Annotated in this window: 22 protein-coding genes; 12 read left to right on the forward strand and 10 right to left on the reverse strand. The window is 71.7% G+C overall.

Annotation, left to right across the window (positions count from 1 at the left end):
• Positions 1-36 precede the first annotated feature (36 nt).
• Both AB0D99_RS26605 and AB0D99_RS26610 read left to right on the forward strand, forming a co-directional pair.
• On the forward strand, positions 37-327 hold the full coding sequence (locus AB0D99_RS26605) for a DUF4229 domain-containing protein (RefSeq protein WP_362367248.1): 291 nt from the start codon (positions 37-39) through the stop codon (positions 325-327).
• A gap of 376 nt (positions 328-703) precedes the next feature.
• Positions 704-2,029, forward strand: coding sequence for a dicarboxylate/amino acid:cation symporter (locus tag AB0D99_RS26610; RefSeq protein WP_362367251.1), 1,326 nt, complete (start codon positions 704-706; stop codon positions 2,027-2,029).
• Positions 2,030-2,111: 82 nt separating this feature from the next.
• Here AB0D99_RS26610 and AB0D99_RS26615 read toward each other — a convergent pair whose 3' ends face one another.
• Entirely contained in the window at positions 2,112-4,325 is a 2,214-nt protein-coding gene (locus AB0D99_RS26615) for an exo-alpha-sialidase (RefSeq protein WP_362367254.1), read from the reverse strand.
• Between the two features lie 266 nt (positions 4,326-4,591).
• On the opposite strand from AB0D99_RS26615, the gene AB0D99_RS26620 reads away from it, so the two are divergent.
• Both AB0D99_RS26620 and AB0D99_RS26625 read left to right on the forward strand, forming a co-directional pair.
• The gene (locus AB0D99_RS26620) at positions 4,592-5,251 is read left to right on the forward strand and encodes a TetR/AcrR family transcriptional regulator (protein ID WP_362367257.1); all 660 of its coding nucleotides are present in this window, start codon (positions 4,592-4,594) and stop codon (positions 5,249-5,251) included.
• Between the two features lie 860 nt (positions 5,252-6,111).
• Complete coding sequence (locus AB0D99_RS26625; protein ID WP_362367260.1) at positions 6,112-6,867, forward strand: ALF repeat-containing protein; 756 nt, start codon at positions 6,112-6,114, stop codon at positions 6,865-6,867.
• Between the two features lie 101 nt (positions 6,868-6,968).
• Here the strand turns inward: AB0D99_RS26625 and AB0D99_RS26630 are convergent, their stop codons facing one another.
• From AB0D99_RS26630 to AB0D99_RS26645, 4 genes are all read right to left on the reverse strand, one after another.
• Positions 6,969-7,217 (reverse strand): SCO4226 family nickel-binding protein, encoded by a 249-nt coding sequence (locus tag AB0D99_RS26630; RefSeq protein WP_362367263.1) that lies wholly within the window; start codon positions 7,215-7,217, stop codon positions 6,969-6,971.
• Between the two features lie 42 nt (positions 7,218-7,259).
• Positions 7,260-7,922: a pyridoxal 5'-phosphate synthase gene (locus tag AB0D99_RS26635; protein WP_362367266.1), complete on the reverse strand. Its 663-nt coding sequence runs from the start codon at positions 7,920-7,922 to the stop codon at positions 7,260-7,262.
• Positions 7,923-7,961: 39 nt separating this feature from the next.
• A complete protein-coding gene (locus AB0D99_RS26640) occupies positions 7,962-9,245 on the reverse strand; it encodes an FAD-dependent monooxygenase (RefSeq protein ID WP_362367269.1) in 1,284 nt (427 codons plus the stop codon).
• Between the two features lie 172 nt (positions 9,246-9,417).
• Positions 9,418-10,587 carry an acetyl-CoA acetyltransferase gene (locus AB0D99_RS26645; RefSeq protein ID WP_362367272.1) on the reverse strand — a complete coding sequence of 390 codons (1,170 nt, stop codon included), beginning with the start codon at positions 10,585-10,587 and terminating at the stop codon, positions 9,418-9,420.
• A 53-nt stretch (positions 10,588-10,640) separates the two neighbouring features.
• Between AB0D99_RS26645 and AB0D99_RS26650 the strand changes: the two genes are divergently transcribed.
• From AB0D99_RS26650 to AB0D99_RS26660, 3 genes are all read left to right on the forward strand, one after another.
• The gene (locus AB0D99_RS26650) at positions 10,641-11,012 is read left to right on the forward strand and encodes a DUF1801 domain-containing protein (RefSeq protein WP_362367275.1); all 372 of its coding nucleotides are present in this window, start codon (positions 10,641-10,643) and stop codon (positions 11,010-11,012) included.
• A gap of 68 nt (positions 11,013-11,080) precedes the next feature.
• On the forward strand, positions 11,081-12,250 hold the full coding sequence (locus AB0D99_RS26655; RefSeq protein WP_362367278.1) for an acyl-CoA dehydrogenase family protein: 1,170 nt from the start codon (positions 11,081-11,083) through the stop codon (positions 12,248-12,250).
• A gap of 20 nt (positions 12,251-12,270) precedes the next feature.
• On the forward strand, positions 12,271-12,753 hold the full coding sequence (locus AB0D99_RS26660; RefSeq protein ID WP_362367281.1) for a nitroreductase family deazaflavin-dependent oxidoreductase: 483 nt from the start codon (positions 12,271-12,273) through the stop codon (positions 12,751-12,753).
• 132 nt (positions 12,754-12,885) lie between these two features.
• Here the strand turns inward: AB0D99_RS26660 and AB0D99_RS26665 are convergent, their stop codons facing one another.
• Positions 12,886-13,533: a TetR family transcriptional regulator gene (locus AB0D99_RS26665; RefSeq protein WP_362367284.1), complete on the reverse strand. Its 648-nt coding sequence runs from the start codon at positions 13,531-13,533 to the stop codon at positions 12,886-12,888.
• Positions 13,534-13,783: 250 nt separating this feature from the next.
• On the opposite strand from AB0D99_RS26665, the gene AB0D99_RS26670 reads away from it, so the two are divergent.
• Both AB0D99_RS26670 and AB0D99_RS26675 read left to right on the forward strand, forming a co-directional pair.
• Complete coding sequence (locus tag AB0D99_RS26670) at positions 13,784-14,686, forward strand: VOC family protein (protein WP_362367287.1); 903 nt, start codon at positions 13,784-13,786, stop codon at positions 14,684-14,686.
• Between the two features lie 103 nt (positions 14,687-14,789).
• Positions 14,790-17,171 carry a PQQ-binding-like beta-propeller repeat protein gene (locus AB0D99_RS26675; RefSeq protein ID WP_362367290.1) on the forward strand — a complete coding sequence of 794 codons (2,382 nt, stop codon included), beginning with the start codon at positions 14,790-14,792 and terminating at the stop codon, positions 17,169-17,171.
• A 35-nt stretch (positions 17,172-17,206) separates the two neighbouring features.
• On the opposite strand, the gene AB0D99_RS26680 is transcribed toward AB0D99_RS26675, so the two are convergent.
• On the reverse strand, positions 17,207-17,815 hold the full coding sequence (locus AB0D99_RS26680; protein ID WP_362367293.1) for a hypothetical protein: 609 nt from the start codon (positions 17,813-17,815) through the stop codon (positions 17,207-17,209).
• Between the two features lie 106 nt (positions 17,816-17,921).
• Here AB0D99_RS26680 and AB0D99_RS26685 point away from each other — a divergent pair, with 106 nt between their 5' ends.
• Positions 17,922-18,476 (forward strand): hypothetical protein, encoded by a 555-nt coding sequence (locus AB0D99_RS26685; protein WP_362367296.1) that lies wholly within the window; start codon positions 17,922-17,924, stop codon positions 18,474-18,476.
• Between the two features lie 73 nt (positions 18,477-18,549).
• The gene (locus AB0D99_RS26690) at positions 18,550-19,071 is read left to right on the forward strand and encodes a hypothetical protein (protein ID WP_362367299.1); all 522 of its coding nucleotides are present in this window, start codon (positions 18,550-18,552) and stop codon (positions 19,069-19,071) included.
• A gap of 13 nt (positions 19,072-19,084) precedes the next feature.
• Here AB0D99_RS26690 and AB0D99_RS26695 read toward each other — a convergent pair whose 3' ends face one another.
• From AB0D99_RS26695 to AB0D99_RS26705, 3 genes are read right to left on the reverse strand one after another with little or no spacing between them, the layout of a single operon-like run.
• Positions 19,085-19,855 carry an enoyl-CoA hydratase/isomerase family protein gene (locus tag AB0D99_RS26695; protein ID WP_362367302.1) on the reverse strand — a complete coding sequence of 257 codons (771 nt, stop codon included), beginning with the start codon at positions 19,853-19,855 and terminating at the stop codon, positions 19,085-19,087.
• Positions 19,852-20,277 carry an OB-fold domain-containing protein gene (locus AB0D99_RS26700; protein WP_362367305.1) on the reverse strand — a complete coding sequence of 142 codons (426 nt, stop codon included), beginning with the start codon at positions 20,275-20,277 and terminating at the stop codon, positions 19,852-19,854. Before AB0D99_RS26700 ends, AB0D99_RS26695 begins: the two co-directional genes overlap by 4 nt.
• A gap of 14 nt (positions 20,278-20,291) precedes the next feature.
• Positions 20,292-21,434: a lipid-transfer protein gene (locus AB0D99_RS26705; RefSeq protein WP_362367308.1), complete on the reverse strand. Its 1,143-nt coding sequence runs from the start codon at positions 21,432-21,434 to the stop codon at positions 20,292-20,294.
• Positions 21,435-21,526: 92 nt separating this feature from the next.
• On the opposite strand from AB0D99_RS26705, the gene AB0D99_RS26710 reads away from it, so the two are divergent.
• Positions 21,527-23,077 (forward strand): FadD3 family acyl-CoA ligase, encoded by a 1,551-nt coding sequence (locus AB0D99_RS26710; RefSeq protein WP_362367311.1) that lies wholly within the window; start codon positions 21,527-21,529, stop codon positions 23,075-23,077.
• Positions 23,078-23,095: the final 18 nt, after the last annotated feature.

Below are 23,095 nucleotides of genomic sequence, written 5' to 3' on the forward strand. Positions count from 1 at the left end.
TGGGGCGAAACCGCACAGACAGAGAAAGGGGCCGACGTGGCCGAGAACGGAACGGGTGCCGCGACCCTTCGCTACACCCTCATGCGCCTCGGCGTCTTCGCCGGCTGCTTCTTCGTCCTCTGGGGCCTCGTCTACGTCGGCGTGCTCCCGCGCGGCCTCGGCGACTCCAACCTGCTCTGGGTGCTGCTGCTCGCCATCGTGATCTCCGCGCCGCTCAGCTTCGTCCTGCTGCGCGGCCAGCGGGACGCGATGTCCGAGCAGATCGTGGCCAAGGTCGACCGCGCGAAGGGCCGCCTCGCCGACAACCGGACCCGCGAGGACGTGTGAGGGACGAGTGACCGGCCTGTAAGGGCTGCGTAAGGTTCATCACAGACGTACACGGACGTACACCCCGGAACGGGAGCTTCGAAGGCTCCCGACCGGGGTGTTCTGCGTTTCGGAGGCGGATTCCGACTTCGACTACCTCAAAGAAGGGCTTTGAGGTTCTCAAAGTTCAAGTGTTAACGTGTCCGCCATGAAGACAGCTGTGCGCCTCCCCGATGCCATGAGCACCCCGCTCGTGGCGCGCCTGCATGTCGATCTGTGCCGCTGTATGTCCGCGGTCTGTTGCCGCGAGCTCTGACCCCGGCATCATGCAGCGGTACCGCGCGAGCGCGGTGTACCGCACCCCCGTCCCGTATTCCCCGATACGCACCTGTGGAGTGTGTCTGTGTCCGCGTCCGCGTCCACGCCCGAGACGAAGTCCCCGACTTCCTCGCGCATACCGAAGATCCCCTTCTGGGCCCAGATAGTCGCCGGCCTCGTGCTCGGTGTCCTGCTCGGCTGGCTCGCCCGCAGCCAGGACGTCAGCTGGCTCAAGGAGACCCTCGGCCAGGTCGGCGACATCTTCGTCCAGCTCCTGAAGCTGGCCGTCGCCCCGCTCGTCTTCTTCGCGATCCTGGTGTCGATCACCAACCTCCGCAAGGTCAACAACGCGGCCCGCCTGGCCGCCCAGACCCTGGTCTGGTTCATGATCACGTCGCTGATCGCGGTCGCCATCGGCCTCGCGATCGGCCTGATCACCAACCCGGGCGCCGGCACCGGCCTCACCCCGCAGGACGGCAAGCTGCCGAAGCGCGAGGGCACCTGGATCGACTTCCTGACCGGGATCATCCCGTCGGACGTCATCACGCCCTTCACCGAGCTGAACGTCCTTCAGATCGTCTTCATGGCCGCCGTCGCCGGTGTCGCCGCACTGAAGCTCGGCGACCGCGCCAAGCCGATCCTCACGCTCTCCGAGTCCGTCCTTGAGCTGCTGCAGAAGGCCCTGTGGTGGGTCATCCGCCTCGCCCCCATCGGCACCGTCGGCCTCATCGGCTTCGCCATCGCCGACTACGGCTGGGAGCTGATCGGCAAGTACGCGACCTTCACCGCCGACGTCTACATCGGCTCCGCGCTGGTCATGTTCGGCGTCTACCCGCTGCTGCTCGCGACGGTCGCCAAGGTCAACCCGATCCAGTTCTTCAAGGGCGCCTGGCCGGCCATCCAGCTGGCCTTCGTCTCCCGCTCCTCGGTCGGCACCATGCCGGTCACCCAGAAGGTCACCGAGCGCCTCGGCGTCCCGAAGGAGTACGCCTCCTTCGCCGTCCCGTTCGGCGCCACGACCAAGATGGACGGCTGCGCCGCGATCTACCCGGCGCTCGCCGCGATCTTCATCGCGCAGATCTTCGACGTGCAGCTCGGCATCCAGGACTACCTGCTGATCGCCTTCGTCTCGGTCGTCGGCTCCGCGGCCACCGCTGGCCTCACCGGCGCGACGGTCATGCTGACCCTGACCCTCTCCACGCTGGGCCTCCCGCTGGAGGGCGTGGGCCTGCTGATGGCGATCGACCCGATCCTCGACATGATGAGGACGGCGACGAACGTGGCGGGCCAGGCGCTGGTTCCGGTCGTCGTCGCGGCCCGAGAGAAGATCCTGGACGTCGACGCGTACAACGCCGCCTCCTCGTCCCCGGTCGACGAGCGACGGGAAGTCGCCGTCGCCGCCTGACCGTCGGGCGCCCAGCCGCCCCGTGATGCCCATGCCCCCCGCGAACGGGGGGCATGGGCATCACGTCGTCGGGGCCTTCCGCTCACCAGCGTCCGGTCTTGGGGATCTGTCCGCCCCAGTCCTCCTGCCTGACGCCGTCCGTCGTGTTCCACCACCAATGGGTGAGCGTCCCGTCGACGGACGCCCCGTACACGTGCTGGGTGCCGTCGACGCTGTGCGCCACCGGATCCGAGTGCACGGATCCCGGCCACACCGCGAACTTGTTCTTCGCGGTCGGATCCCACCACCAGTGGGCGAGCCTGTCGTCCGTGGTGCGCGCGAAGATGTGCTGCTGGGTGCCGTGGACGAAGGCGACCGGCCGCCCGGCCAGCCGCTCGGCCGACGGTGCCGGTACGGGCAGCGTCTCCTTCTTGACCGCTCGGGTTCCGTGGTCCCACCACCAGTGGGTCAGGACGCCTTGGCCGTCACTGGCGTAGACGTGCTGCTGCCCGCGGTACACGAAGGCCGTCGGCGTGCCCTTCGCCGATCCGGTCCAGATCTCGTGACGTACGCCGATCCCCTTCGTCCACCACCAGTGGTGAAGCCTGCCATCGCTGCCGGCGGCCCAGACGTGCTGCTGATCGCCGTAGACGACGGCCACCGGATCCCCGGCCAGGGTGCCGTCCGCTGCCCAGCTCTGCCGGTTCAGCTCTCCGCTTCCGGCGTCCCACCAGATGTGCAGCAGTCCGCCGTTCGTCGCGCGGACGAAGGCATGCTGCTGGCCGGGGGTGACGATCGCCGTCGGCGCTCCGGCCACGGCACCCGGCTCGGCCCAGGTCTGCTGGTGCAGTGTCCCGCTGCCGGCGTCCCAGAACCGGTGAAGGAGGTTTCCGTCGGTGGCGCGGACCAGGACGTGCTGCTGACTGCCGTAGCCGAAGGACACCGTCTCGCCCGTGGCCCCGGTACCCCAGATGCTCTGCTTGACGGTGCCGTCGGAGCTCTCGTACCAGTTGCCGAGCCCGCCGGTCGTCGTGGGGGCGAACAGATGCAACTGGGCGGGGTCCCCGGTGGCCAGCGCACCCGTGTGCTGGCTGCCCGTCAGAGCGTCGGCGTTCGCGGGCTGGCCGTCCAGGTCCGCCTCCGTGAAGGTGGCGAACGAGACGAACTGGTAGGAGGCTTCCTCCCCGCCCTCATAGACGATGCCGTACCGCCCTGCGTCCATGGCGACCATGTCGGAGTAGGCGGAGAGACCCTCCCGGACGACCGATCCCTGAGCGGGGCTCTGCCACGTGAGGCCCCCGTCGAAGGAGGAACGGATCGTCAGGTTCTTCCGTGTCGTCGGATCGGCCGGGGCGGCGAGCAGCACGCGGCCGTACCCCTCGCGCCCCTCCTGCGGGATCGCCAGCGTGGACGTCTGCACGCCGATGGCGGGCAGACCAAGCTCCGGCAGCAGCCTGAGCTCCTCCCCGAAACTCTGGCCCTGGTCGGAGGAGATGGCGTAGGCCGTCCGGTTCGTGGCCGCGGTCCCCTCCTCGTTGCGTGCCACGACGACGATGCTGCCGTCGGCGCGCTCGAAGAGGCTCGGCTCCTGCGCGCCGATCAGCGGCTCGGCTCCGAGGGAGTGCGCCCCGAGCTTCCAGTCCGCGCCGCTGTTGTCGCTGTAGATCAGCCCCACGCCCATGGGGGTGCCCTTGGTGCCGGGGGCCTTGCGGATCCAGAGGCCCGCCACCATGCGTCCGGCCTTCGCGCCCTTGGTGAGCTGGATGCCGTGGCCGGGGCCGACGCTCATCTGCCCGTTCGGCCAGGTCCCCCAGTCCGGCTTGTCGGAAGGCCACACGGTGGTGCTGATGTCCTTGGCGGCGTCCCAGGTGAGCCCGCCGTCCGCGCTGACGAGGCGGTAGACGTGGTCGTAACTCCACGAGTACAGCAGCACGACCCGGTCGGCGTTGCTGTTCGTGGTGTCCACGATGGGCACCGGGTTGTGCGGGAAGCCGCTCGCGCTGCTGTGCCTGGCCACCACCTTCAGGCTGCTCCAGGTCACCCCGCCGTCGACGGATCGCTTCGCGACGATGTCGATCCGACCACTGTCGCCGCAGTCACCGATGCGCCCCTCGGCGAAGGTCAGCAGCGCACCCCCCTTGCTCTTCACCACGGCAGGGCTGCGGAAGCAGGCGTACGGCTCCGCCGTGGCGTTCTCCTTCTCCCCCTTCAGGAAGACCTTCGTGTGCTCACCGGTGATGTCCGCACCCTCGGCGGCATCCGCGGGCAGGACCAGTACCGACAGCACCGACCAGAAGAGGGTGAGTATCAGGCCCACGGTCGTCCACCGCGCGGCTCCCGTGCGCCCTGTCGCCCCCCGTCCGCGTCTCGTCTCTCTCGCTGCGGCAGCTGTCATGTGCTGTTCCTCCGTGACCAGGGGGCAGGCACGGGTGGGCCGCTGCGCATGCGACCGGGTACCCCCACAACCATTGGCGGCCCCCCCACCCGGTCACGATGAGTCTGGCATTGGCCAGACATCGCTGATCATCCGGGTCACGGGCACGTAGGCTCTCCCCCCAGTGCAGGCGAGTTGGGGGTAGTGGGATGACCGAGGTCGGAGGCGCGAAGGTCCGGCGGCTGCCGCGGGCCGTGCGGGAGCAGCAGATGATGGACGCCGCCGTGCAGACCTTCGGGCAGTTGGGGTACCAGGCCGCCTCCATGGACGAGATCGCCGAGCTCGCGGGCGTGTCCAAGCCCCTGGTCTACCTGTATCTGAACTCCAAGGAAGACCTCTTCACCGCCTGCATCCGACGCGAGGCGAAGGCGCTGCTCGGCGCCGTGGCCGCCGCGGTCGATCCGCGGCTGCCGGCCGACGAACAGCTGTGGGCCGGTCTGCTGGCCTTCTTCACGCACACCGCCGAGCACCCCGACGGCTGGGCGGTGCTGAACCGTCAGGCGCGGACGCACGGGGAGCCGTTCGCCAGCGAGGCGGCGTCGATGCGCGACGAGATCGTGGCCTACGTGGGGACGCTGATCGGTGCCGCCGCCGAGGAGACCCACCGGCAGACCGAGCGGGATCCGGAGCTGGCCGAACGGGATGTCGCCGGGCTCGCCCAGGCGCTGGTCGGGGCGGCGGAGTCGCTGGCCGGCTGGGCCAACGAGACGCCGGGGATGACGGCCTGGGAGGCGGCGGCGACGCTGATGAACTTCGCCTGGGCGGGACTCGGCAACCTCATGAACAGCGAGCGCTGGTCGCCCCGATGACACCGTGCCGGACGCGGCCCGAGGCTCAGCGGAGTACGACCGTGACGCCCGCTCGTTCGAGGAGTCGCACGGTCTCCTCGACGTAGGGGATTCCGTCCGTACTCTCCACGACGTCCGCCAGCGCGCGGCGCGCCACCTCGGAGGGGCCGGGTCGGCTCGTGGATCGAAGAGGCCGTCGACCGTGGAGGCGCTGCCCATGCTCTTCGCGGACACGGTCGTTCCGGCGAAGAGTTCGAACCGCGGAGCCTCGGGCGTGCCGAAGACCTCCTCCCGTCTGACGCCGGCGCCGAGAACGACGTCGTACCGCGCCGGGTCGCCCGGATGGGGCCGGTGGGACAGCAGCTCCGCGTCGACCAGGGTCCACCACTGCACGGGCTCGTCGCCGTCCCGGACCTCGACACCCACCTCGCCCAGACCTCGGAACGAGGTGCCGGGGCCGGTCAGGGCGTCCTTCAGGGGGCCGTCAGGGGTGCAGCCGCGGAGCGTCAGGATCTCCCGGGGCGGCGGGACGTCGTCGACGAACAGCCCGTCGACTCCCGCGCACCTTCCCCAGAGCTGTTCCACCCCGTCCTCGTCCTCCTGGACCAGGAGGTACGTCACCGGGAAGTCCCGGTCCCATCTGGTGCGATCTGCGATCCGCATCCAACCCCCGTACGTCCGATCGGCATTCGCACCCCACGATACGAACCTCCCGGCACGGCCGGGCGGGGTGGCCGGCCGCGCCCGGCATCGACGGGCCTCGTCTGTCAGGAGGTCGGCAACGAAAGCCGCTGAACATTGCCGACTCGCCGCTCTGATCTCCGCGGTCCACGCCGATGAGGATCGTCACGACAACGGCTCGACGATGGAGGTACGTTCCCGTGAAAACCACTCGCGCTGCTCTGGTGATGGCGGCCACCGCTCTGACGCCCGCGCTGCTCCTCGCCACCCCGGCGGTCGCCGCCGCGTCGGCGCCTGTCAGTACGCCGGCGGCATCGGCGATCGTGACGCCGGAGACACCGGTGGACGAGATGTCGGAAGCGGACCTCCGCATCGCGATCCTGCGCATCCTCGCGGACGAGGACAGTGGCCGGGGGGTCGTCAGGGAAGCGAACGAGGCGCTCGACGGCACCGTGCAGGACATGCGCGCCTTCCTGAAGACCGGTTACCGTCTCGCTCAGGCGGAGGACGATCACGTCGCCGTCTTCACCATCCTCGCGGCGGCGCAGAAGCGCGGGGACAAGGCGGTTGTCCGGGAGGCCGTCAAGGCGCTGGAGCTCGGTACCCCTGAGGCATGGCGCGCGTTCCTGGAGACCGGTTACCGCATCGCTCAGGCGGAGGACGACCGCGTCGCCGTCTTCACCATCCTTCACTCGGCGCAGAAGAACGGCGACAGGGCGGTTGTCCGGGAGGCCGTCAAGGCGCTGGAGCTCGGTACCCCTGAGGCCCTGCGCAAGTTCGTGGAGACCGGTTACCGCCTCGCTCAGGCGGAGGACGACCGCGTCGCGGTCTTCACCATCCTCGCCGACCCGACCATCAGCCCCGCTCTTCGCGCGGCGGCCGAGGACGTCATCGACGGCACGCCGGAAGAGCTGCGGCACTTCCTGGAGGTCGGACGGTACGAGGTCGGCCGCTAGGACGTGTCTCGCCCGGAGCGCACGACGACCCCGCTCCAGGACGCCGGCAGCGACGGCCGAGGCCGCTCGGCGCCCCGGCGTCCACCGGGGCGCCGGTTCGTTCAGACGCTGAGGGGCACCTCGTGGATCTCGTCGGCCTTGTGGCCCGTGCGTTCGTGGATCCTCTGGACCGCGTCGGCCGAGGGGCCGGTGGAGAGGCAGTAGACCGTGCCGGACTCGGGGTCCGCCCAGGCCTGCTTGAAGTGCACACCCTCGTCCTTCTCGATGGCGAGATCGGCGGCGTGTGCCTCCCGGAGCTGGTCGCCCGTGATCCCCACCATCCCGTGGTGGACGTCCATGTACGTACCCATCTCGTTCCACCTCCTCCTCCCATGGTGCGCCCCGCCCCTCGGTCACGGCCAGAGCAGCTCCCGTGCCCAGCCCGAGGCCGAGGTCGCGTCGAGGCGGTACCGCAGCCGCAGGTGGCGGCGCTGCTCGTCGCCCTGGAAGAACTCGACCTCGGACGGCTGGAGGATGTACAGCGTCCAGGTCGGCGCGTGGGCGCCCGGCTCCGCCCGCGCCCGGTCCCAGGCGGCCCGGCCGGCGGCGTTCAGCTCCTCGACCGAGTCGAGCACCTCGCTCTGGCGGCCGACCAGCGCCGAGGCGACGGCGCCCGTGGAGCGCGCGTGCAGGTCCTCGTACGCCTCGCCCTGTGTGCCCGTGACGACCCGGCCGCGCAGTCGGACCTGGCGGCCCTGGACCGGCCAGTAGAAGCCGAGCGCGGCCTCGGGGCGGGCGGCGAGCTGGCGGCCCTTCGCGCTGGTCGCGTGGGAGGCGAAGTGCCAGCCGCGTTCGTCGGCGCCGTGGAGCATGACCGTACGGACGTCGGGGCGTCCGTCCTCGTCGACGGTCGCGAGTGACATCGTGTGCGGCTCGGTCTGCCCGGCCCGGGCCGCCGCCACGAACCAGTCGTGGAAGAGCGCCAGCGGCTCGGCGGGGGCGGTCTCGGGGGCGAAGCCCGGGAGGTCGGTGTCCCAGACCCGGAGGGAGCGGAGCGTGCTGTCGAAGTCGGTCATGCGGCCACCCTAGGTCGTGTCCGGAAGGTCCCGCCCGGCTCACGACCGCGGGCGGACGGCGATGGCTCGCGGACACTCCCGGGGCCCGTGCGTCCACCCGTACTCCTTCACCGGCACGGCGTTGGCGGCGCGCTGGACGTCGTCGCGGATCTTCTTCGCGACGAGGTTCTTCCACGGTGTGCGGGGGAGGGTGCGGACCATGGCCATGCGCAGGGCGATCTTCCAGCGCGAGGAGACCGTCATCTCCCTGACGAACCCGGCGGCGAACCTCTGGTTCAGCTCCACGCCGGGCCGCATCTCGCGTTCGTACGCCTCGAAGGCGACCCGGTGGTCGCCGCGTGCCGCCGCCAGTTCGCCCGCCAGGACGTACGCGCCGGTCAGGGCGAGGCCCGTGCCCTGTCCTGAGGCGGGGGACGAGCAGTGGGCGGCGTCGCCGAGGAGGACGACGCGGCCGCTCGACCAGCGGTCCATCTCGATGAGGGCGATGGAGTCGAAGGAGAAGTCGTCGGCGTCGGCCGAGTCCGCGATGAGCCGGGGGATCTCCCAGTCGTCGCCGGCGAAGGCGTCGGCGAGCAGGCGCTTCTGCCGCTCGGTGTCGTGGTGGTCGTACGACAGCTCGTCGGGGGAGGCGAAGACGAAGCAGTTCTTCGCGGTCTGCTCCGCCTCGCCCGCGGCGCTGTAGACGGAGATCAGCTTGTCCGGGCGGGCGTGGTAGGTCTCCCAGCGGGTGAGGCCCAGCCGGTTGGGGGCGGTGAAGATCGAGATGTACGCGCCGAGGTGCCGCTTGTAGCGCCGCTCGTCGCCGAAGACGAGCCGGCGGGTGTGGGAGTGCAGTCCGTCGGCGCCGACGACCAGGTCGAAGCGGCGGCGGGCGCCGCTCTCGAAGGTGACGTCGACGCCGTCGCCGTCGTCGTGCAGGGCGGCGACGGAGTCGCCGAAGAGGTACTCGACGTCGTCCCGGGTCCGCTCGTACAGGATCCGGGCGAGATCGCCGCGCATGATCTCGTCGTCCTGCTCGACCCGGCCGCCGAAGATCTCCGCGGGCATCCGGCCGACCGTGCGGCCCTGCGCGTCGACGTAGGAACCGCCTTCCATGGCGGTGGAGTCGGCGCGGATCTCGTCGAGGACGCCCATCCGGCGGCAGACCTCGACGGCGGTGCCGCGGATGTCGACCTTGTAGCCGCCGGTGCGGAGTTCGGGGGCGCGCTCGACGACGGTGGCGGTGAAGCCGTAGCGGTGGAGCCAGAGGGCGAGGGCGGGGCCGGCGACGGAGGCGCCGGAGATCAGGACGGTCTTGTTCACGAGGGGGTTCGTGGGCGTCATGGCGGACTCCTCGTCGGGTGCGCGGCGCCGGAGCGGCGCCGCGCACCCGAATATACGGATGTCCTAAACGCTTGTCTATGACGTGTGTATAGATTCTGACGCCTGTATGGATCCTGGTGCTCGCGAGGACCCCGTCGCGGGCCCGGGCCACCGGGTGCGGCGGATCCTCCCGTCACCCGCGGCCGAGCACCACCGTCCCCGAGGAGCAGAACCAGCCGCCCGTCCCCGAGGCCACGGCGAGCTCCGGCAGGCTCCCGTCCGCCCGCCGCACCTGGAGCCCCGGCGCCTCTCCGCGCAGTTGTCGCACGGCCTCCACCAGCAGGAACAGTCCCCGCATCCCCGGATGGCAGGCCGAGAGCCCGCCGCCGTCGGTGTTCACCGGCAGCCGGCCCTTCTCCTCGACGAACGGACCGCCCTCCCCCTTGGCGCAGAAGCCCAGGTCCTCCAGCGTCACCAGCGTCATGTAGGTGAAGGCGTCGTAGATCTCCGCGAGATCGATCTCCTCCGGCCGCACCCCCGCCCGCTCGAAGGCGAGCCGACCGCTGACCGCCGCAGGGGAGACCGTGAAGTCCTCCCACTGCGACATCGTGGTGTGCGAGACGTGCGCGCCCGTGCCGAGGATCCAGACGGGCGCCTTCGCCGTGTCCGGCACGTACTCCTCGGCGGCGAGCAGCACCGCGCAGCCCCCGTCGCTGCGGATGCAGCAGTGCAGCTTGGTGAAGGGGTCGGCGATCATCGGCCCGTCCAGCACCTCGTCGACGGTGATCGGTTCGCGGAACATCGCCTCCGGGTTGAGCGCGGCGTTCGCCCGCGCCTGGACGGCCACCTCGGCGAGCTGCTCCAGGGTGGTGCCGTACTCGTGCATGTGGCGGCGGGCGGCCATCGCGTACTTCGCGATCAGGGTGTGCCCGTGGGGGGCCTCGAACTGCAGCGGGCCGCGCGCGCCGAAGGAGAGGTTCGCGGTGCGCCGCCGGGCCTTGATGTCGGCGCGCGCGGTCGATCCGTAGACCAGCAGGACGGCGTCGGCGTGGCCCGCGGCGATGGCGTCGGCCGCGTGCGCGGCCATGACCTCCCAGGTGGCGCCGCCGACGGAGGTCGAGTCCACCCAGCGGGGGCGCAGCCCCAGGTACTCGGCGACCTCGACGGGCGCGAGCGTGCCGAGGCCCGCCGAGGCGAGGCCGTCGATCACCGAACGGTCGAGGCCGCTGTCCGCGAGGGCGCGGCGAGCGGCCTGGGCGTGCAGAGTGTAGGGAGTGGCCTCGTCGACGCGGCCGCAGTCGGAGAGGGATATGCCGACGACGGCGACGCGGCGCCCGGCGCGGTTCCGTGAAGTGGTGGGCATGAATCTGACGGTACATCAGATATGCGTGGATGAGCTCGGATCGGGAGGCACGGATGGCGAGAAGCGAGGCCGGGGACGTGGACGGCTACCTCGAGGAGATCGCGGAGGCGGACCGGCTCACGGTCCTGGTCCGGCTGCGCGAGCTGTGCCGCACGGAGCTCCACGGCTTCGAGGAGGTCATGGCCTACGGAATGCCGGCCTACCGCCGCCCCGGCGCCGAGCCGGAGATCGCCTTCGCCGCGCAGAAGCAGTACATCTCCTTCTATCTGATGCGCCCGGACGTCCGGGAGGGCTTCGAGGAGCGGCTGGCCGGCCAGGACATGGGCAAGGGCTGCCTGCGCTTCCGGCGCACCGAGAACGTCGACTTCGACCTCGTGCGGGACCTTCTGCGGGCGACCGCGCGCGGCCCCGGCGAGATCTGCTGATCCGCGCTCTGTGCTTCTGCCCCTCCCGGCCCTAACATGACGGGCCGTCAGATACGGAGGGGAGCTCCATGGACGCCGCCTTCACCGCGGAGCAGGACGAGATCCGCCGCACCCTGCGCGAACTGCTCGCCAAACGCTCCGGACCCGCCGAGGTCCGCGCCGCCGTCGAGACCCCCGAGGGGTACGACACCGATCTGTGGCACCGGATGTCCGACACCCTCGGGCTCCCCGGACTCGCCCTTCCCGAGGAGTACGGCGGCGGCGGTCGCGGCCCGGCCGCACTCGCCCTCGCCTGCGAGGAGACCGGCCGGGCCCTCGCCCCCTCCCCGCTCCTGTCCACCGCCGTCCTCGCCGCCCCGCTGATCCTCGCCCTCGGCAGCGAACGGCAGCGCGCCGACCTCCTGCCGGGCGTCGCCGACTCCTCCCTGACCTGCGCCCTCGCGGTGGCCGGCACGTCACTCGCCCTCGCGCTCGGGCTGACCGGCGACAACGCCGACGGCTCCTGGGCCGGGGGCGGGCGGGCCGGCGGCATCCAGGCGCGCTCCGAGGAGGGAGGGTGGCGGCTCTACGGGGAGGCGCCCCAGGTCCTCGACGGCCACAGCGCCGGGCTGCTCGTCGTCGCCGCGCACGCAGGCGGCTTCGCGCGGAGCCGGACCCTGCTCTTTCTCGTACGGGGCGACGCCGCCGGACTTCTCCGGGCGCGGCAGCCCGTCCTGGACGCCACCCGCCCCCAGGCGATCGTGCAACTGCGCGACGTGGAAGCGGAGTTGCTCGGCGAGGAGCCGGTCGACGCGCTCGGGGCGCTCGCCGCGACCGGACGGACGGCGGCGGTGGCCCTCGCGGCCGAGGCGGTCGGCGCGGCCCAGGAGGCCCTGGACCGCACGGTCGCGTACGCGGGGTCCCGTGAACGGTCCGGCAGGACCGCCGGGTGCCGGGCCGTCCAGCACCGCCTCGCCGACCTGTACGCGCAGGTGGAGGCGGCGCGCTCGCTGACCTACGGCGCGGCCCGCGAACCCGCCGCCGGTGCGCTCGCGCTCGCGTCCGCCCTGGAGGTGCTGCGGGCGGTGGCGGAGGAGGCGATCCATCCGCACGGCGGCGGCACCGGCTCCACCTGGGAGCGCGAGGCCCGCCCGTACGTCGAACGGGCGACGGCCGACGAGCTGCTCCTCGGGCCGGTGCGGCGGCTGCGGGCCCGGATGGCGCAGGAGACCGGACTCTTCGGGGAGGTGGCGGCGTAGTGGCCGTCGGAGTGCGTCTGATGCAGAAGGTGTCGTCCACGCGGACGTTCGCGAAGGTCGCGCCGCACTTCATACCGGCGATGGACCGGGCGGTGCACCGGCTGACGCGGGGAAAGGTGATGCTGAGCGCCCAGATGCTGCCGGGCCTCGTCCTCACGGTGCGGGGCGCGAAGTCGGGGCTGCCGCGGGTGACGCCGCTGGCCTGCGTCCCCGAACCGGGGGGCACCTGGCTGCTGATCGGCTCCAACTTCGGGCGGGAAGGGCATCCGGCGTGGACCGGGAACCTTCTGAACTCCCCTGACGCGGAGGTGAGTTGGCGTGGCGAGGCGATCCTCGTGCGGGCCGAGCTGCTGCGCGGGGACGAGCGGGCGGCCGCGTGGCAGACGGCGCTCGGGTTCTGGCCGCCGTACGCGACGTACCAGGCCAGGGTGGAGCGGGAGATCAGGCTCTTCCGGCTGACGCGTCGACAGCGACCGGGTCGAACGGGGGCCGGGGCCGCCTGACGCCCGGAGCCGCGGGTGCCCGGCCCGGGGCTCGCATGGGAACGCCGACGACGGTCTGTGGTGCGGACCGTCGTCGGCGCGACAGGACGAACGAGGCAGGGGGGCGGGGTGAGGACTCTTCGGCGACCGCTCCTACTTCGTGGGCTTCTTGCCCGTGATCCCCAGGTGCACCAACAGTGCGAGGTTCGGCTTCAGTTCGGCCTGCTTCACACCCCAGGTCTGGAAGCCCTTCTGGTGGCCGGCCACCGAGGCCAGCATCGCCACCAGGGACCCCGCCATCGCCGCGGGGCTGACATCCTTGTCGACCTTCCCCTTGGACTGGAGTTCCTTCACCGCGTCCGTAAGGGAGTTGGTGACGGAGTTCAGGATCTTCATGCGGATCTTGTAGAACCGCTTGTCGCCCTCCGCGGCCCCGAGGTCCACGACCCGCAGGATCGCGTCGTGCCGCCGCCAGAAGTCCAGGAAGCCCTCGACGAGTTCCTCGGAGGTCTGCCAGCCGGCCTTGCCGACCCAGGAGCGCCCGGAGACCAGGTCGGTCAACCCCGCGCCCTCCTTGGCCATTTCCTCCGCGATCTCGAGAACGGCGCCCTCGACGTCGGGGAAGTACTGGTAGAACGTCGCGGGTGAAGTGCCCGCCTTCCGGGCCACGTCGATGACCTTGACGTCCCGGTACGGCGAGGAGCTGAGCATCTCGCTGAGGCAGTCGAGCAGCTTCTGCCGCGTCGCCTGGCCGCGTCGTCCGGCCACGCGGCCGTCGACGGTGCGTACTTGTCCTGTCATGCCGTCAGCTTACCGAGGGGTGATCGGCGCGCGATTCGGCCGACTGCAAATGGGGTGCACCCCCTCCCGGGCGGTCGAGGGGGGCGCCCCGGGATCGCGGAGCCGGGCCGCATCATGAATAAGCTTATTAACAGCCTGTGGAAAACTTCGGTGGACAACTCACGGAATCCCACGCCCGGCGGGTCCCTATATGGCGGTATGTTCGATTACGGGGCGTGCGGGGCGGGTCACCCGGACCTAGCGTGGAGGCATGGCCGTATTCACAGAGGGCACCCCCTGCTGGGTGGAGGCGCAGCTCCCCGACCTCGAGGCGGGCAAGCGGTTCTACGGCGAACTCTTCGGCTGGACTTTCGACCCCGACCGCGACGAGGCCCGCAAGAACGGCAAACGCGTGGCCGGCCTCATCCCGAAGCGGGACGGCCGGATGCCCACCACCTGGACCGTCTTCCTCGCCACCCGGGACGCCGGCACCCTCGCCGCCCGGATCAAGGCCGCGGGCGGCCAGATGATCATGGAGCCGTACCCCGTCGGACCCTTCGGGGTGCTGGCGCTCGCCGCCGACCCCGGGGGCGCGGTCTTCGGCCTGCGCCAGGCCGGTGACGACGAGGGCTTCGAGCGGACGATGCTCCCGGGATCCTTCTGCTGGATGGAGGTCTACACGAGGGAACGGGACGCGGTCGACACCTTCTACGCCTCCGTCTTCGGTTACCTCGGCAGCCAGGTGGAGCCGGACGCGGAGGGCAGGGAGAGGGACTTCGACTACCGCGTCTGGTCCCCGCCGGGCTCCCGTCCGGGCGACGACACGTCCTTCGGCGGCCGTGCCGTCCTCACCGAGGCGTTCCCGGCCGAGCTGCCGGGGCACATCCTGGTCTACTTCGCCGTCGACGACTGCGACGAGACCTGCGCGACGGCCACCGCCCTCGGCGGCCGCGTCACGAACCCGCCCTTCGACACCCCGCACGGCCGCATCGCCGTCCTCCGCGACAACCAGGGCGCCCGCTTCGCCGTCCTCGCGGAACCGGCCGAGGAGGCCGTCGCCGAGTCCGTGCGCGAACCGGAACGGGATCCCTCGGACGCCCCTTCGGACGGGTCGTCGGACAAATCGGCTGAACCCTCCGAAAAGCCCTCCGCCCCGCCCGGCGAAATGAGATAGGACACCCCGATCCGCCCCCGGGTTCGCAACCGTCGCCTCGGACAGGAAGAATCAGGGCCACGGGGCCGTATTCTCATGGCCCGTACGGGGAGGTGGCAGGCAAGTGGAGCAGCTGACGCAGCACGACCCGAGACGGATCGGGCCCTTCGAGGTGCTGGGCCGGCTCGGCGCAGGTGGCATGGGGCTGGTCTATCTCGCGCGCTCGGCGTCCGGGCGGCGCGTGGCGATCAAGACCGTGCGGACCGAGCTCGCCGAGGACCAGCTGTTCCGCGTCCGCTTCACCCGTGAGGTCGAGGCGGCACGTGCCGTCTCCGGCTTCTACACGGCCGCCGTCGTCGACGCCGATCCCCGGGCCGCCGTGCCCTGGCTCGCCACCGCGTACGTGCCCGCGCCCTCCCTCGAAGAGATAGTGAACGAGTGCGGGCCGCTGCCGGCCCAGGCCGTGCGGTGGCTGGCCGCCGGTGTCGCCGAGGCCCTGCAGTCCATCCACGGCGCGGGCCTGGTCCACCGCGACCTCAAGCCGTCCAACGTCCTCGTCGTCGAGGACGGCCCCCGGGTGATCGACTTCGGCATCGCCTCCGGGGTCTCGAACACCCGCCTGACCATGACCAACGTCGCCGTCGGCACGCCCGCGTACATGTCGCCCGAGCAGGCCCGCGACTCGCGCAGCGTCACCGGGGCCAGCGACGTCTTCTCGCTCGGCTCGATGCTGGTCTTCGCCGCCACCGGGCACGCGCCCTTCCACGGCGCGAACCCCGTGGAGACGGTCTTCATGCTGCTCCGGGAGGGGCCGGACCTGGAGGGCCTGCCGGACGAGCTGCGCCCGCTCATCGAATCCTGCATGCAGATGGACGTCTCGCGCCGGCCCACCCCGGCCGACCTCCAGGCGCAGCTCGCACCGCATCTCTTCGGATCCGGCAGCGACGACAGCGGTACGGCCTCGGCCTGGCTGCCGCAGCGCGCCACGGCCATGATCGAGACGCGCCGCGGTGGCCGTCCGAGCCCCCCGCCGCCGCCGACGGCCCCGCCGACGCCTCCGCGTCCGCCCCGCCCCACGCCCGAGTGGGGCGGCGACGCCCACTCCGGTCAGGCCGGCCCCGGCCGTCATGCCGCGCCCGCGGAGGCCGCCGGTCCCGTACGGCTCGCCGGTGCCGCCGTCCCGATCGGTCCCGGCCTGCGGGTCGCCGACACCCGCGCGGCCCTCGGCCCGGTCGTCGACGCGGGCCCGACCACCGGCTGGGTCCGGCCGCCCGGCGGCGGCCCGAACGGTGCCGAGCCCGGCCCGCCCCCCGGTTCCCGCCCGCTGCCCGCGCCCGCTCCGGAGGCCCCGCAGGACCCGCCGCACTGGCGGCCCTGGCGCTTCCGGATGTCGAACGACGTCTGGGGCACCCCGGTGGTCGCCGGCGACCTGCTCTACGTCACCTCCTTCGAGGTGCACGCCCTGGACGTGGCCAGTGGCCGCCGTCAGTTCAAGACGCGGGACGTGGCCTGGTCCATGGCCGTGGCCCAGGGGCGTGTCCACGCCTCCGACGGGCCCACGCTGTACGCGCTCGACGCCACCGACGGCAGCGAGCGGTGGCGGCTCCAGACGGACGCCTGGGTGTACTCCCTCAAGGTCGACCGGGGCACGGTCGTCACCGGCACCAGGGGTGGCGGGGTCCAGGGCTGGGAGGCGTCCAACGGCGCCAAGCTGTGGGAGGTCACCGGCGCGCAGACGGACTTCGAGACGCCGGAGGCCGGGCCCGCCGTCCACGGCGACACGGTGTACGTGTGGCGCGACGCCCGGCTCCAGGCGCTCGACGCCCGTACGGGTGCGGAGCGCTGGTCGTACCCGGTCGGTGACGCCGTCTCCTGCGGCAACGTCCCCGTGCGGGTGACGCCGGCCGAGGACGGCTGTGTCTATGTCTCGGCCGGCACCCGCGTGCTGTCGATCGACATCGTGAGCGGGCGGGTCCGCTGGCACTTCGAGGCGCCGGCCGTCTTCCTGTCCCCGCCGGCCTTCGCCCCGGGGCCCGCGGTCACGGGCGGCGGGGTCTATCTCGCCGACTACCTCGGAACGGTGTACGCGCTCGACGCGACCACCGGCCAGGACCGCTGGCGGATCGCCACCGAGTCCCGGCAGTCGATCGAGCCGGTCCTGGTCGTCGACGGCAACGTCCATGTGGGCAGCGGCAGCGCGCTGTACACGCTCGACGCGGTGACCGGTACCCCGAAGTGGCGGTTCGCCGCGGGCGGCGAGCTGATCGGCACGCCGGTCGTCGCCGACGGCCGGGTGCACTTCGGCTCGGCCGACCACGTCCTGTACACGCTGGACGCGATGGGCGGCCAGCTCCGCTGGAAGCTCGCGACCGGCGGCGAGATCACCGGCTCGCCGGTGGCGCGGGCCGGGGTCGTGTACGCGTGCAGCAAGGACCGCTGTGTGTACGCGCTGGACGCGGTGAAGGGCACGGCGACGGGCCGGGGGGCGGCCGCGCCCAGGGCGTGAACCCCGCCGGGCCGGGCGCGCCCGTGCGCGCCGGGTCAGGCGCGGCGGTTCGGGTCCGGCGGCTCGGGTGGTGCGTCCGTGTGCCAGGACGGGACGTCCATGGTCCGCGTGGGTGTCCCGTAGGGGTCGTCCGGCGTGGGGTACCCGGGCGGCGAGGGGTAGCCCGGCTGGGTGGGCTCGGTGGGCCCGGGAGGTCGGGCCGCCTCCGGTTCGAGGGGGACCTGGCGCTGGCGTGAGCGGCCCGACATGACCGCCGACGCGATGAGGAGCAGGACTCCGCCGCCGAAGGCGTTCGCGACGCCGTCGCCGAGCCCCGTACCGTCGCCGGCGATCGTGAGGCTGCCCTCGGCCTGGCCGACCCGGACCATCCACAGGACGGTGAAGCCGAGCACGATCACCCCGGCGAGGGCGACGAGCAGGCGGGAGCGGAACACCACGCCGGCGAAGGCGACGACGGCCGCGAAGGCGAACGGCAGCAGGATCGAGCCGATCACCTCCGCCTTGGCGTCGGTGATGCCCCCGAACAGGTCCTCGATGCGGTAGTCGCTGCCGTGACGGCCGTCGTACCAGGCACGGAAGGGGCTCCAGACGGCGGCCGTCGCTCCGGCGAGGGCCAGAACCGAGCCGATGACGTTGCGGATCATCGATCGGCCTCCTCGCGGTCCGGCTCTCGCTGTCGACGCTACGCCGGGTGCGGGGGCGCCGCCACGCGGCGCTAGGGTGGCGCGGACACGACAGGAAGGGCCGGGGATGGCAACGGGGACGGCGCGACGTCGGGGCATCAGGCTCACGGCGACGCTCACGATGGTGGTGCTCGCGCTGACGGGGTTCCAGACGACGAGCTACGGCAAGGGCAAGAGCGGCAGGAGCAAGAGCAGCAGCTCCAGCGGTGGCGGCTGCTCCAGCTCCAAGAAGAAGAACGACGACTACGACAACAGCGGCTACGACGGCTCGGGCGGCGGCGACTCCACCACCGCTCCCGCCTCGCCGAGCGCCACGTCGTCCTCGACGGTGGAGGTGGTGGTCGTGGATTGTGTGAAGCCCGCGCAGAAGAAGCGGAAGGGCAAGCCGGCCCGCAAGGCGGACACGACGGCGACCCTGCGGATCACCTCGCGTGAGACCTTCACGGAGACCTTCGAGGTCAGGGTGGACTTCGAGGGCTCCGGAGGTGTGGACGTCGACGACGCCCGGAAGCTCGTGACGGTGGAGCCGGGTGAGACGAAGACCTTCGACATCGCGATGGAGTCGCCGAAGGCGGTCGACCGGGTCAAGGCGTGTGCGATCGCGGGCGTCACCGTCCAGTAGGGTGACGTGCGCTCGTCAAGACGGGCGTTCTCCGCTCATTCGTCATCTGCACACACTCAACGGGGGTTGAAGCGTGAAGCTTCGTCATGTCCGTGCCATCGCCGTCTTCGGCATCGCCCTGGTCGCGCTCACCGGCGCCCGCGGCTCCAACGGCGGCAGCTGCGGCGGTTCCAGCTCCGGCGGCGGATCCAGCAGCTCCAGCAGCGGCGGCTCCGACAGCTCCAGCAGCAGCGGGGGCTCCGACAGCTCCAGCAGCTCCAGCGGCGGTCTGACCACCGGTGGCGTCGGCGGCTCGTCGAAGGACAAGGCCCAGCGCGACGTCCGCATCGACGAGTGCAAGCTCAGCGACGACCGCAAGAACCTGGTCGCCAAGGTGACGATCACCAACAGCGACTCCTCGGCGTACCTCTACGACGTCTCCCTGCAGTTCAAGGGTGACGCGAACGCCAATGTCGCGATCGCGAAGGCCACCGACGTCCGCGTCGAGGCGGGCGCCTCCACGGCAGCCGAGGCGACCACCCCGTACACCGGCACCGGCGACGGCTCCGAGTACACCCGGTGCGTCGTCGTCGACGCCGACCGCACCATCGGCTGATTCGCGCCCGGACCTACCGCAGCCGGTAGCCGTCCCCTCTCCGGGTGAAGAGCTCGGCCTGCCGCTCCGGCGGCAGGTTCCCGAGCGTCACCAGGTGCGGGGCGTGGGCGAGGGCCTGCGCGCGGGCGGCCTCCTTGGCCGACCAGAGGGCGCGGACCGTGCCCTGGACCGCCGCGGTCGGGTACGAGGCGATGACGGCGGCGGCCCGGCGCGCGGCGTCCAGCGCCCCGCCGGGCTCCGTCAGCTCGGAGACGAGCCCCGTCTCGAACGCCCGGCGGGCCGAGATCCGCTCGGCCGTCCCCATCAGCGCCATCCGCGCCACCTCCCCGAACGGCATCCTCTGCGCCATGTGGATCGTCTCGAAGGCGCTGACCATCCCGTAGGCGGTGTGCGGGTCGAAGAAGGACGCCTCCTCGCCCGCGACGAGGAACTCGGCCTCCCCGAGCAGGTAGAACGCCCCTCCGCAGGCCATCCCCTCCACCGCGGCCACGACCGGTTTCCACAGGTCGTTCGCCTTGGGTCCGATGGCGATCAGCGGATCGTCGATCGTGTACGGGGAGGAGGGCTGGGGGACGTCGGCGGAGCGGTCGATGCCGGTGCAGAAGGCCCGGGTGCCCGCGCCGGTGAGCACGACCGCCCGCACCTCGTCCGCGTAGCGGAACTCCCGCCAGGTGTCGGCGAGTCGGCGGGCCATCTCCAGGGTGATCGCGTTGTGCTTCTCGGCCCTGTCGAGGGTGACGACCGCGACACCGGTCTCCTTGTCGCGTACGACGGTGACGGTCATCCCCGCTCCAGGAGCCAGCGCGGCACGGTGACGCCGTCGATCTCGGTGAAGGCCACCCGCACACCGGCCCCGATCCGCAGCCGCGCCGGATCGACCGAGTCGAGCGCCGCGTCGGGGGTGGCGACGACATTGCCGACGAGCCTGATCCGGGGCGCGTCGGCGAGCTCGACGACGACGGCGTTGTACGGGGCCTGGGCGGCGTAGTCGGGCAGGAGCGGCGGGTGGGGCAGGACGTACGACCAGATCCGGCCGCGCCCCGACATCAGGCGCCACTCGGCGGCGAAGGACTGGCAGTGCGGGCAGCAGGGCCGGGGCGGGAAGCGCAGCTCCCCGCAGTCGGCGCAGCCCTGGATCCTCAGCTCGCCCCGGGCGGTGTACTCCCAGAAGGGGGCGCCGTCCTCGTCGACGACAGGGGTCAGCATCGTGTCTCAACTCCTCAGGCTCGAAGCAGGATCGCCGACGTGGGGACGCCCTCACCGGCGGTGACCAGGCAGGTGGCGGCGTCCGGGACCTGGGCGGTGGAGCTGCCGCGGAGCTGCTTCACGCCCTCGTTGATGAGGTTGAAGCCGTGGACGTACGCCTCGCTGAGCCCCCCGCCGCCGGTGTTGATCGGCAGGCGGCCGCCGATCTCCAGCGCGCCGCCCTCGGTGAACGCGGCGCCCTCGCCGCGGTCGCAGAATCCGTACCCCTCAAGGGAGAGCGGGATGAGCGGGGTGAACGCGTCGTAGATCTGGGCCACGTCGACGTCCTGCGGTCCGAAGTCGGCCTGCTTCCACAGGTGTCGGGCGGCGGTCCAGGCGGGGCCGGAGAGCGGGTCGTCGTTCCAGTAGTTGACCATCCCGTGGTGCTGGGCGGGCAGTCCCTGGGCGACGGAGTGGACGTACACGGGCTTCTGCCGGCAGTCGCGGGCCCGTTCGGCGCTGACGATGACGCAGGCCAGCGCCCCGTCGGTCTCCAGGCAGTTGTCGAAGAGGCAGAGGGGCTCGCTGATCCAGCGGGCGGTCATGTACATCTCGCGGGTCAGCGGCCGCTCGTACATGATCGCGGCCGGGTTCTGGTTGGCCCGGTTGCGGCAGGCGAGGGCGACGTTGAAGAGGTGGTCGCGGGTGGCGCCGTACTCGTGCATGTAGCGGCGGGCGAGCATCCCGATCTCGTCGGTGGGGCGCAGCAGCCCGAAGGGCCGGGTCCACTGGCCGGGGGTGGGCAGCTGCACGGCGGTGTTCTTCCACGGCCGGGGGCCGCTGCCGCGTTTGCGGGACCGCCAGGCCACGCCGACGCTCGCCTGGCCGGTGGCGACGGCGGCGGCGAGGTGGCCGACGGTGGCGCAGGAGCCGCCGCCGCCGTAGCCGATCTTGGAGAAGAAGGTGACGTCTCCGGCGCCGATGGCCTTGGCGACCTCGACCTCGTCGGTCTCCTCCATCGTGTACGAGGCGAAGGCGTCGACCTCCGAGGGGGCGATGCCGGCGTCGTCGAGGGCCGCGAGGATCGCCCGGCAGGCGAGCGTCTTCTCGGATTCGGGGAGCCGTTTGGCGAACGGTGTCTGTCCGATCCCGACGATGGCCGTGGCGTCCTTGAGCACTGCAACCTCCCCGATCGCGAGCTGCTGACAGCGCGTCAGGGTACAGCTAATCTGACGGATAGTCAGCTACGGGTGCGGCGGAAGGGACTGCAATGCGCGGTGACCTGGAATGGGGCTCCATAGCGGGGCTGGTGCGCTCGGCGGCCGAACGGTACGGCACGGCCGAGGCGGTCGTCGACGGCCGTACCCGCGTCTCGTACGAGGAGCTGGGCGAACGCGTCGAACGCGCGGCGGCGGCCTGCATGGCGGCGGGCGTGGAGCCGGGCGACCGGGTCGGGATCTGGGCGCCGAACACCCTGGACTGGATCGTCTCGGCCCTCGGCGCGGTGACGGCGGGCGCGGTGCTCGTCCCGTTGAACACCCGCTTCAAGGGCACGGAGGCGGCCTACGTGCTGGCGCGCTCCCGGGCGAAGCTGCTCTTCATCACGGGAACGTTCCTGGGCACCTCGTACGTCGCGTCCCTGCGCCGCGCCGGAGTCGAACTCCCCTCCCTGGAAAGGGTCGTGGTGCTCGCGGACGCCGCGCCCGAGGACTACACGACCTGGAAGGACTTCCTCGCCGCGGGGGAGTCCGTCTCCTCGGCGGAGGTACGCGCCAGGGCCGACGCCATCGACTCCGCCGAGCCCTCGGACATCATCTACACCTCGGGGACGACCGGCGCCCCCAAGGGCGCGGTGATCACCCACGCGCAGACGCTGCGCTGCTACGGAATCTGGTCCGAGCTCGCCGGCCTGCGGGAGGGGGACCGCTACCTGATCGTGAACCCGTTCTTCCACACCTTCGGCTACAAGGCCGGGATCATCGCCTGCCTGATGCGGGGCGCGGTGATGGTCCCGCAGCCCGTCTTCAACGTGGACACCGCGCTCGCGAACATCGCCGCCGAACGCATCTCGGTCCTGCCGGGACCGCCGACCCTGCACCAGTCGCTGCTCGACCATCCCGCCCGGTCCTCGTACGACCTGTCCGCCCTGCGGCTCGTGGTCACGGGCGCGGCCGTCGTACCGCTGCGGCTGGTGGAGCGGCTGCGCGGAGAACTGGGCATCGGCACGGTCCTCACGGCGTACGGCCTCTCCGAGGCGAGCGGCATCGTCACCATGTGCCGCCGGGGCGACGCGGCGGACGTCATCGCGACCACCTCAGGACGCCCGATCCCCGGCACGGAGGTCCGGCTCTCGGCGGCGGGCGAGGTCCTGGTGCGCGGCCACAACGTCATGGGCGGCTACTTCGAGGACGAGACGGCCACCGCGGAGGCCGTCGACGCGGACGGCTGGCTCCACACGGGCGACGTCGGCGTCCTGGACGAGGCCGGCAACCTGCGGATCACCGACCGCATCAAGGACATGTTCATCGTCGGCGGCTTCAACGCCTACCCGGCCGAGATCGAGCAACTCCTCGGCCTGCACCCGGACATCGCCGACGTCGCGGTCATCGGCGTCCCCGACGCCCGCCTGGGCGAGGTCGGGAAGGCGTTCGCCGTGCGGCGCCCGCGGGCGAGGGTGACGGAGGACGACCTGGTCGCGTGGGCGCGGCGGGAGATGGCGAACTACAAGGTCCCGCGGGAGGTGGAGTTCGTCGCGGAGCTGCCGAGGAACGCGAGCGGCAAGGTGGTGAAGGGCGTACTGAGGTCACAGCGTCGTCGCTGACCGGCGGAACCGGTGGGC

This window comes from Streptomyces sp. NPDC047971 (assembly GCF_040653355.1).
Taxonomy (GTDB): Bacteria; Actinomycetota; Actinomycetes; order Streptomycetales; family Streptomycetaceae; genus Streptomyces.

Coding starts and splice junctions, on each gene's coding strand:
- AB0D99_RS26710 (WP_362367311.1), top strand. CDS start 21,527: ATGCGCGGTGACCTGGAATGGGGCTCCATAGCGGGGCTGGTGCGCTCG.
- AB0D99_RS26630 (WP_362367263.1), bottom strand. CDS start 7,217: ATGGGTACGTACATGGACGTCCACCACGGGATGGTGGGGATCACGGGC.
- AB0D99_RS26670 (WP_362367287.1), top strand. CDS start 13,784: ATGGCCGTATTCACAGAGGGCACCCCCTGCTGGGTGGAGGCGCAGCTC.
- AB0D99_RS26660 (WP_362367281.1), top strand. CDS start 12,271: ATGCAGAAGGTGTCGTCCACGCGGACGTTCGCGAAGGTCGCGCCGCAC.
- AB0D99_RS26695 (WP_362367302.1), bottom strand. CDS start 19,855: ATGACCGTCACCGTCGTACGCGACAAGGAGACCGGTGTCGCGGTCGTC.
- AB0D99_RS26645 (WP_362367272.1), bottom strand. CDS start 10,587: ATGCCCACCACTTCACGGAACCGCGCCGGGCGCCGCGTCGCCGTCGTC.
- AB0D99_RS26680 (WP_362367293.1), bottom strand. CDS start 17,815: ATGATCCGCAACGTCATCGGCTCGGTTCTGGCCCTCGCCGGAGCGACG.
- AB0D99_RS26665 (WP_362367284.1), bottom strand. CDS start 13,533: ATGACAGGACAAGTACGCACCGTCGACGGCCGCGTGGCCGGACGACGC.
- AB0D99_RS26640 (WP_362367269.1), bottom strand. CDS start 9,245: ATGACGCCCACGAACCCCCTCGTGAACAAGACCGTCCTGATCTCCGGC.
- AB0D99_RS26620 (WP_362367257.1), top strand. CDS start 4,592: ATGACCGAGGTCGGAGGCGCGAAGGTCCGGCGGCTGCCGCGGGCCGTG.
- AB0D99_RS26685 (WP_362367296.1), top strand. CDS start 17,922: ATGGCAACGGGGACGGCGCGACGTCGGGGCATCAGGCTCACGGCGACG.
- AB0D99_RS26655 (WP_362367278.1), top strand. CDS start 11,081: ATGGACGCCGCCTTCACCGCGGAGCAGGACGAGATCCGCCGCACCCTG.
- AB0D99_RS26635 (WP_362367266.1), bottom strand. CDS start 7,922: ATGACCGACTTCGACAGCACGCTCCGCTCCCTCCGGGTCTGGGACACC.
- AB0D99_RS26700 (WP_362367305.1), bottom strand. CDS start 20,277: ATGCTGACCCCTGTCGTCGACGAGGACGGCGCCCCCTTCTGGGAGTAC.
- AB0D99_RS26650 (WP_362367275.1), top strand. CDS start 10,641: ATGGCGAGAAGCGAGGCCGGGGACGTGGACGGCTACCTCGAGGAGATC.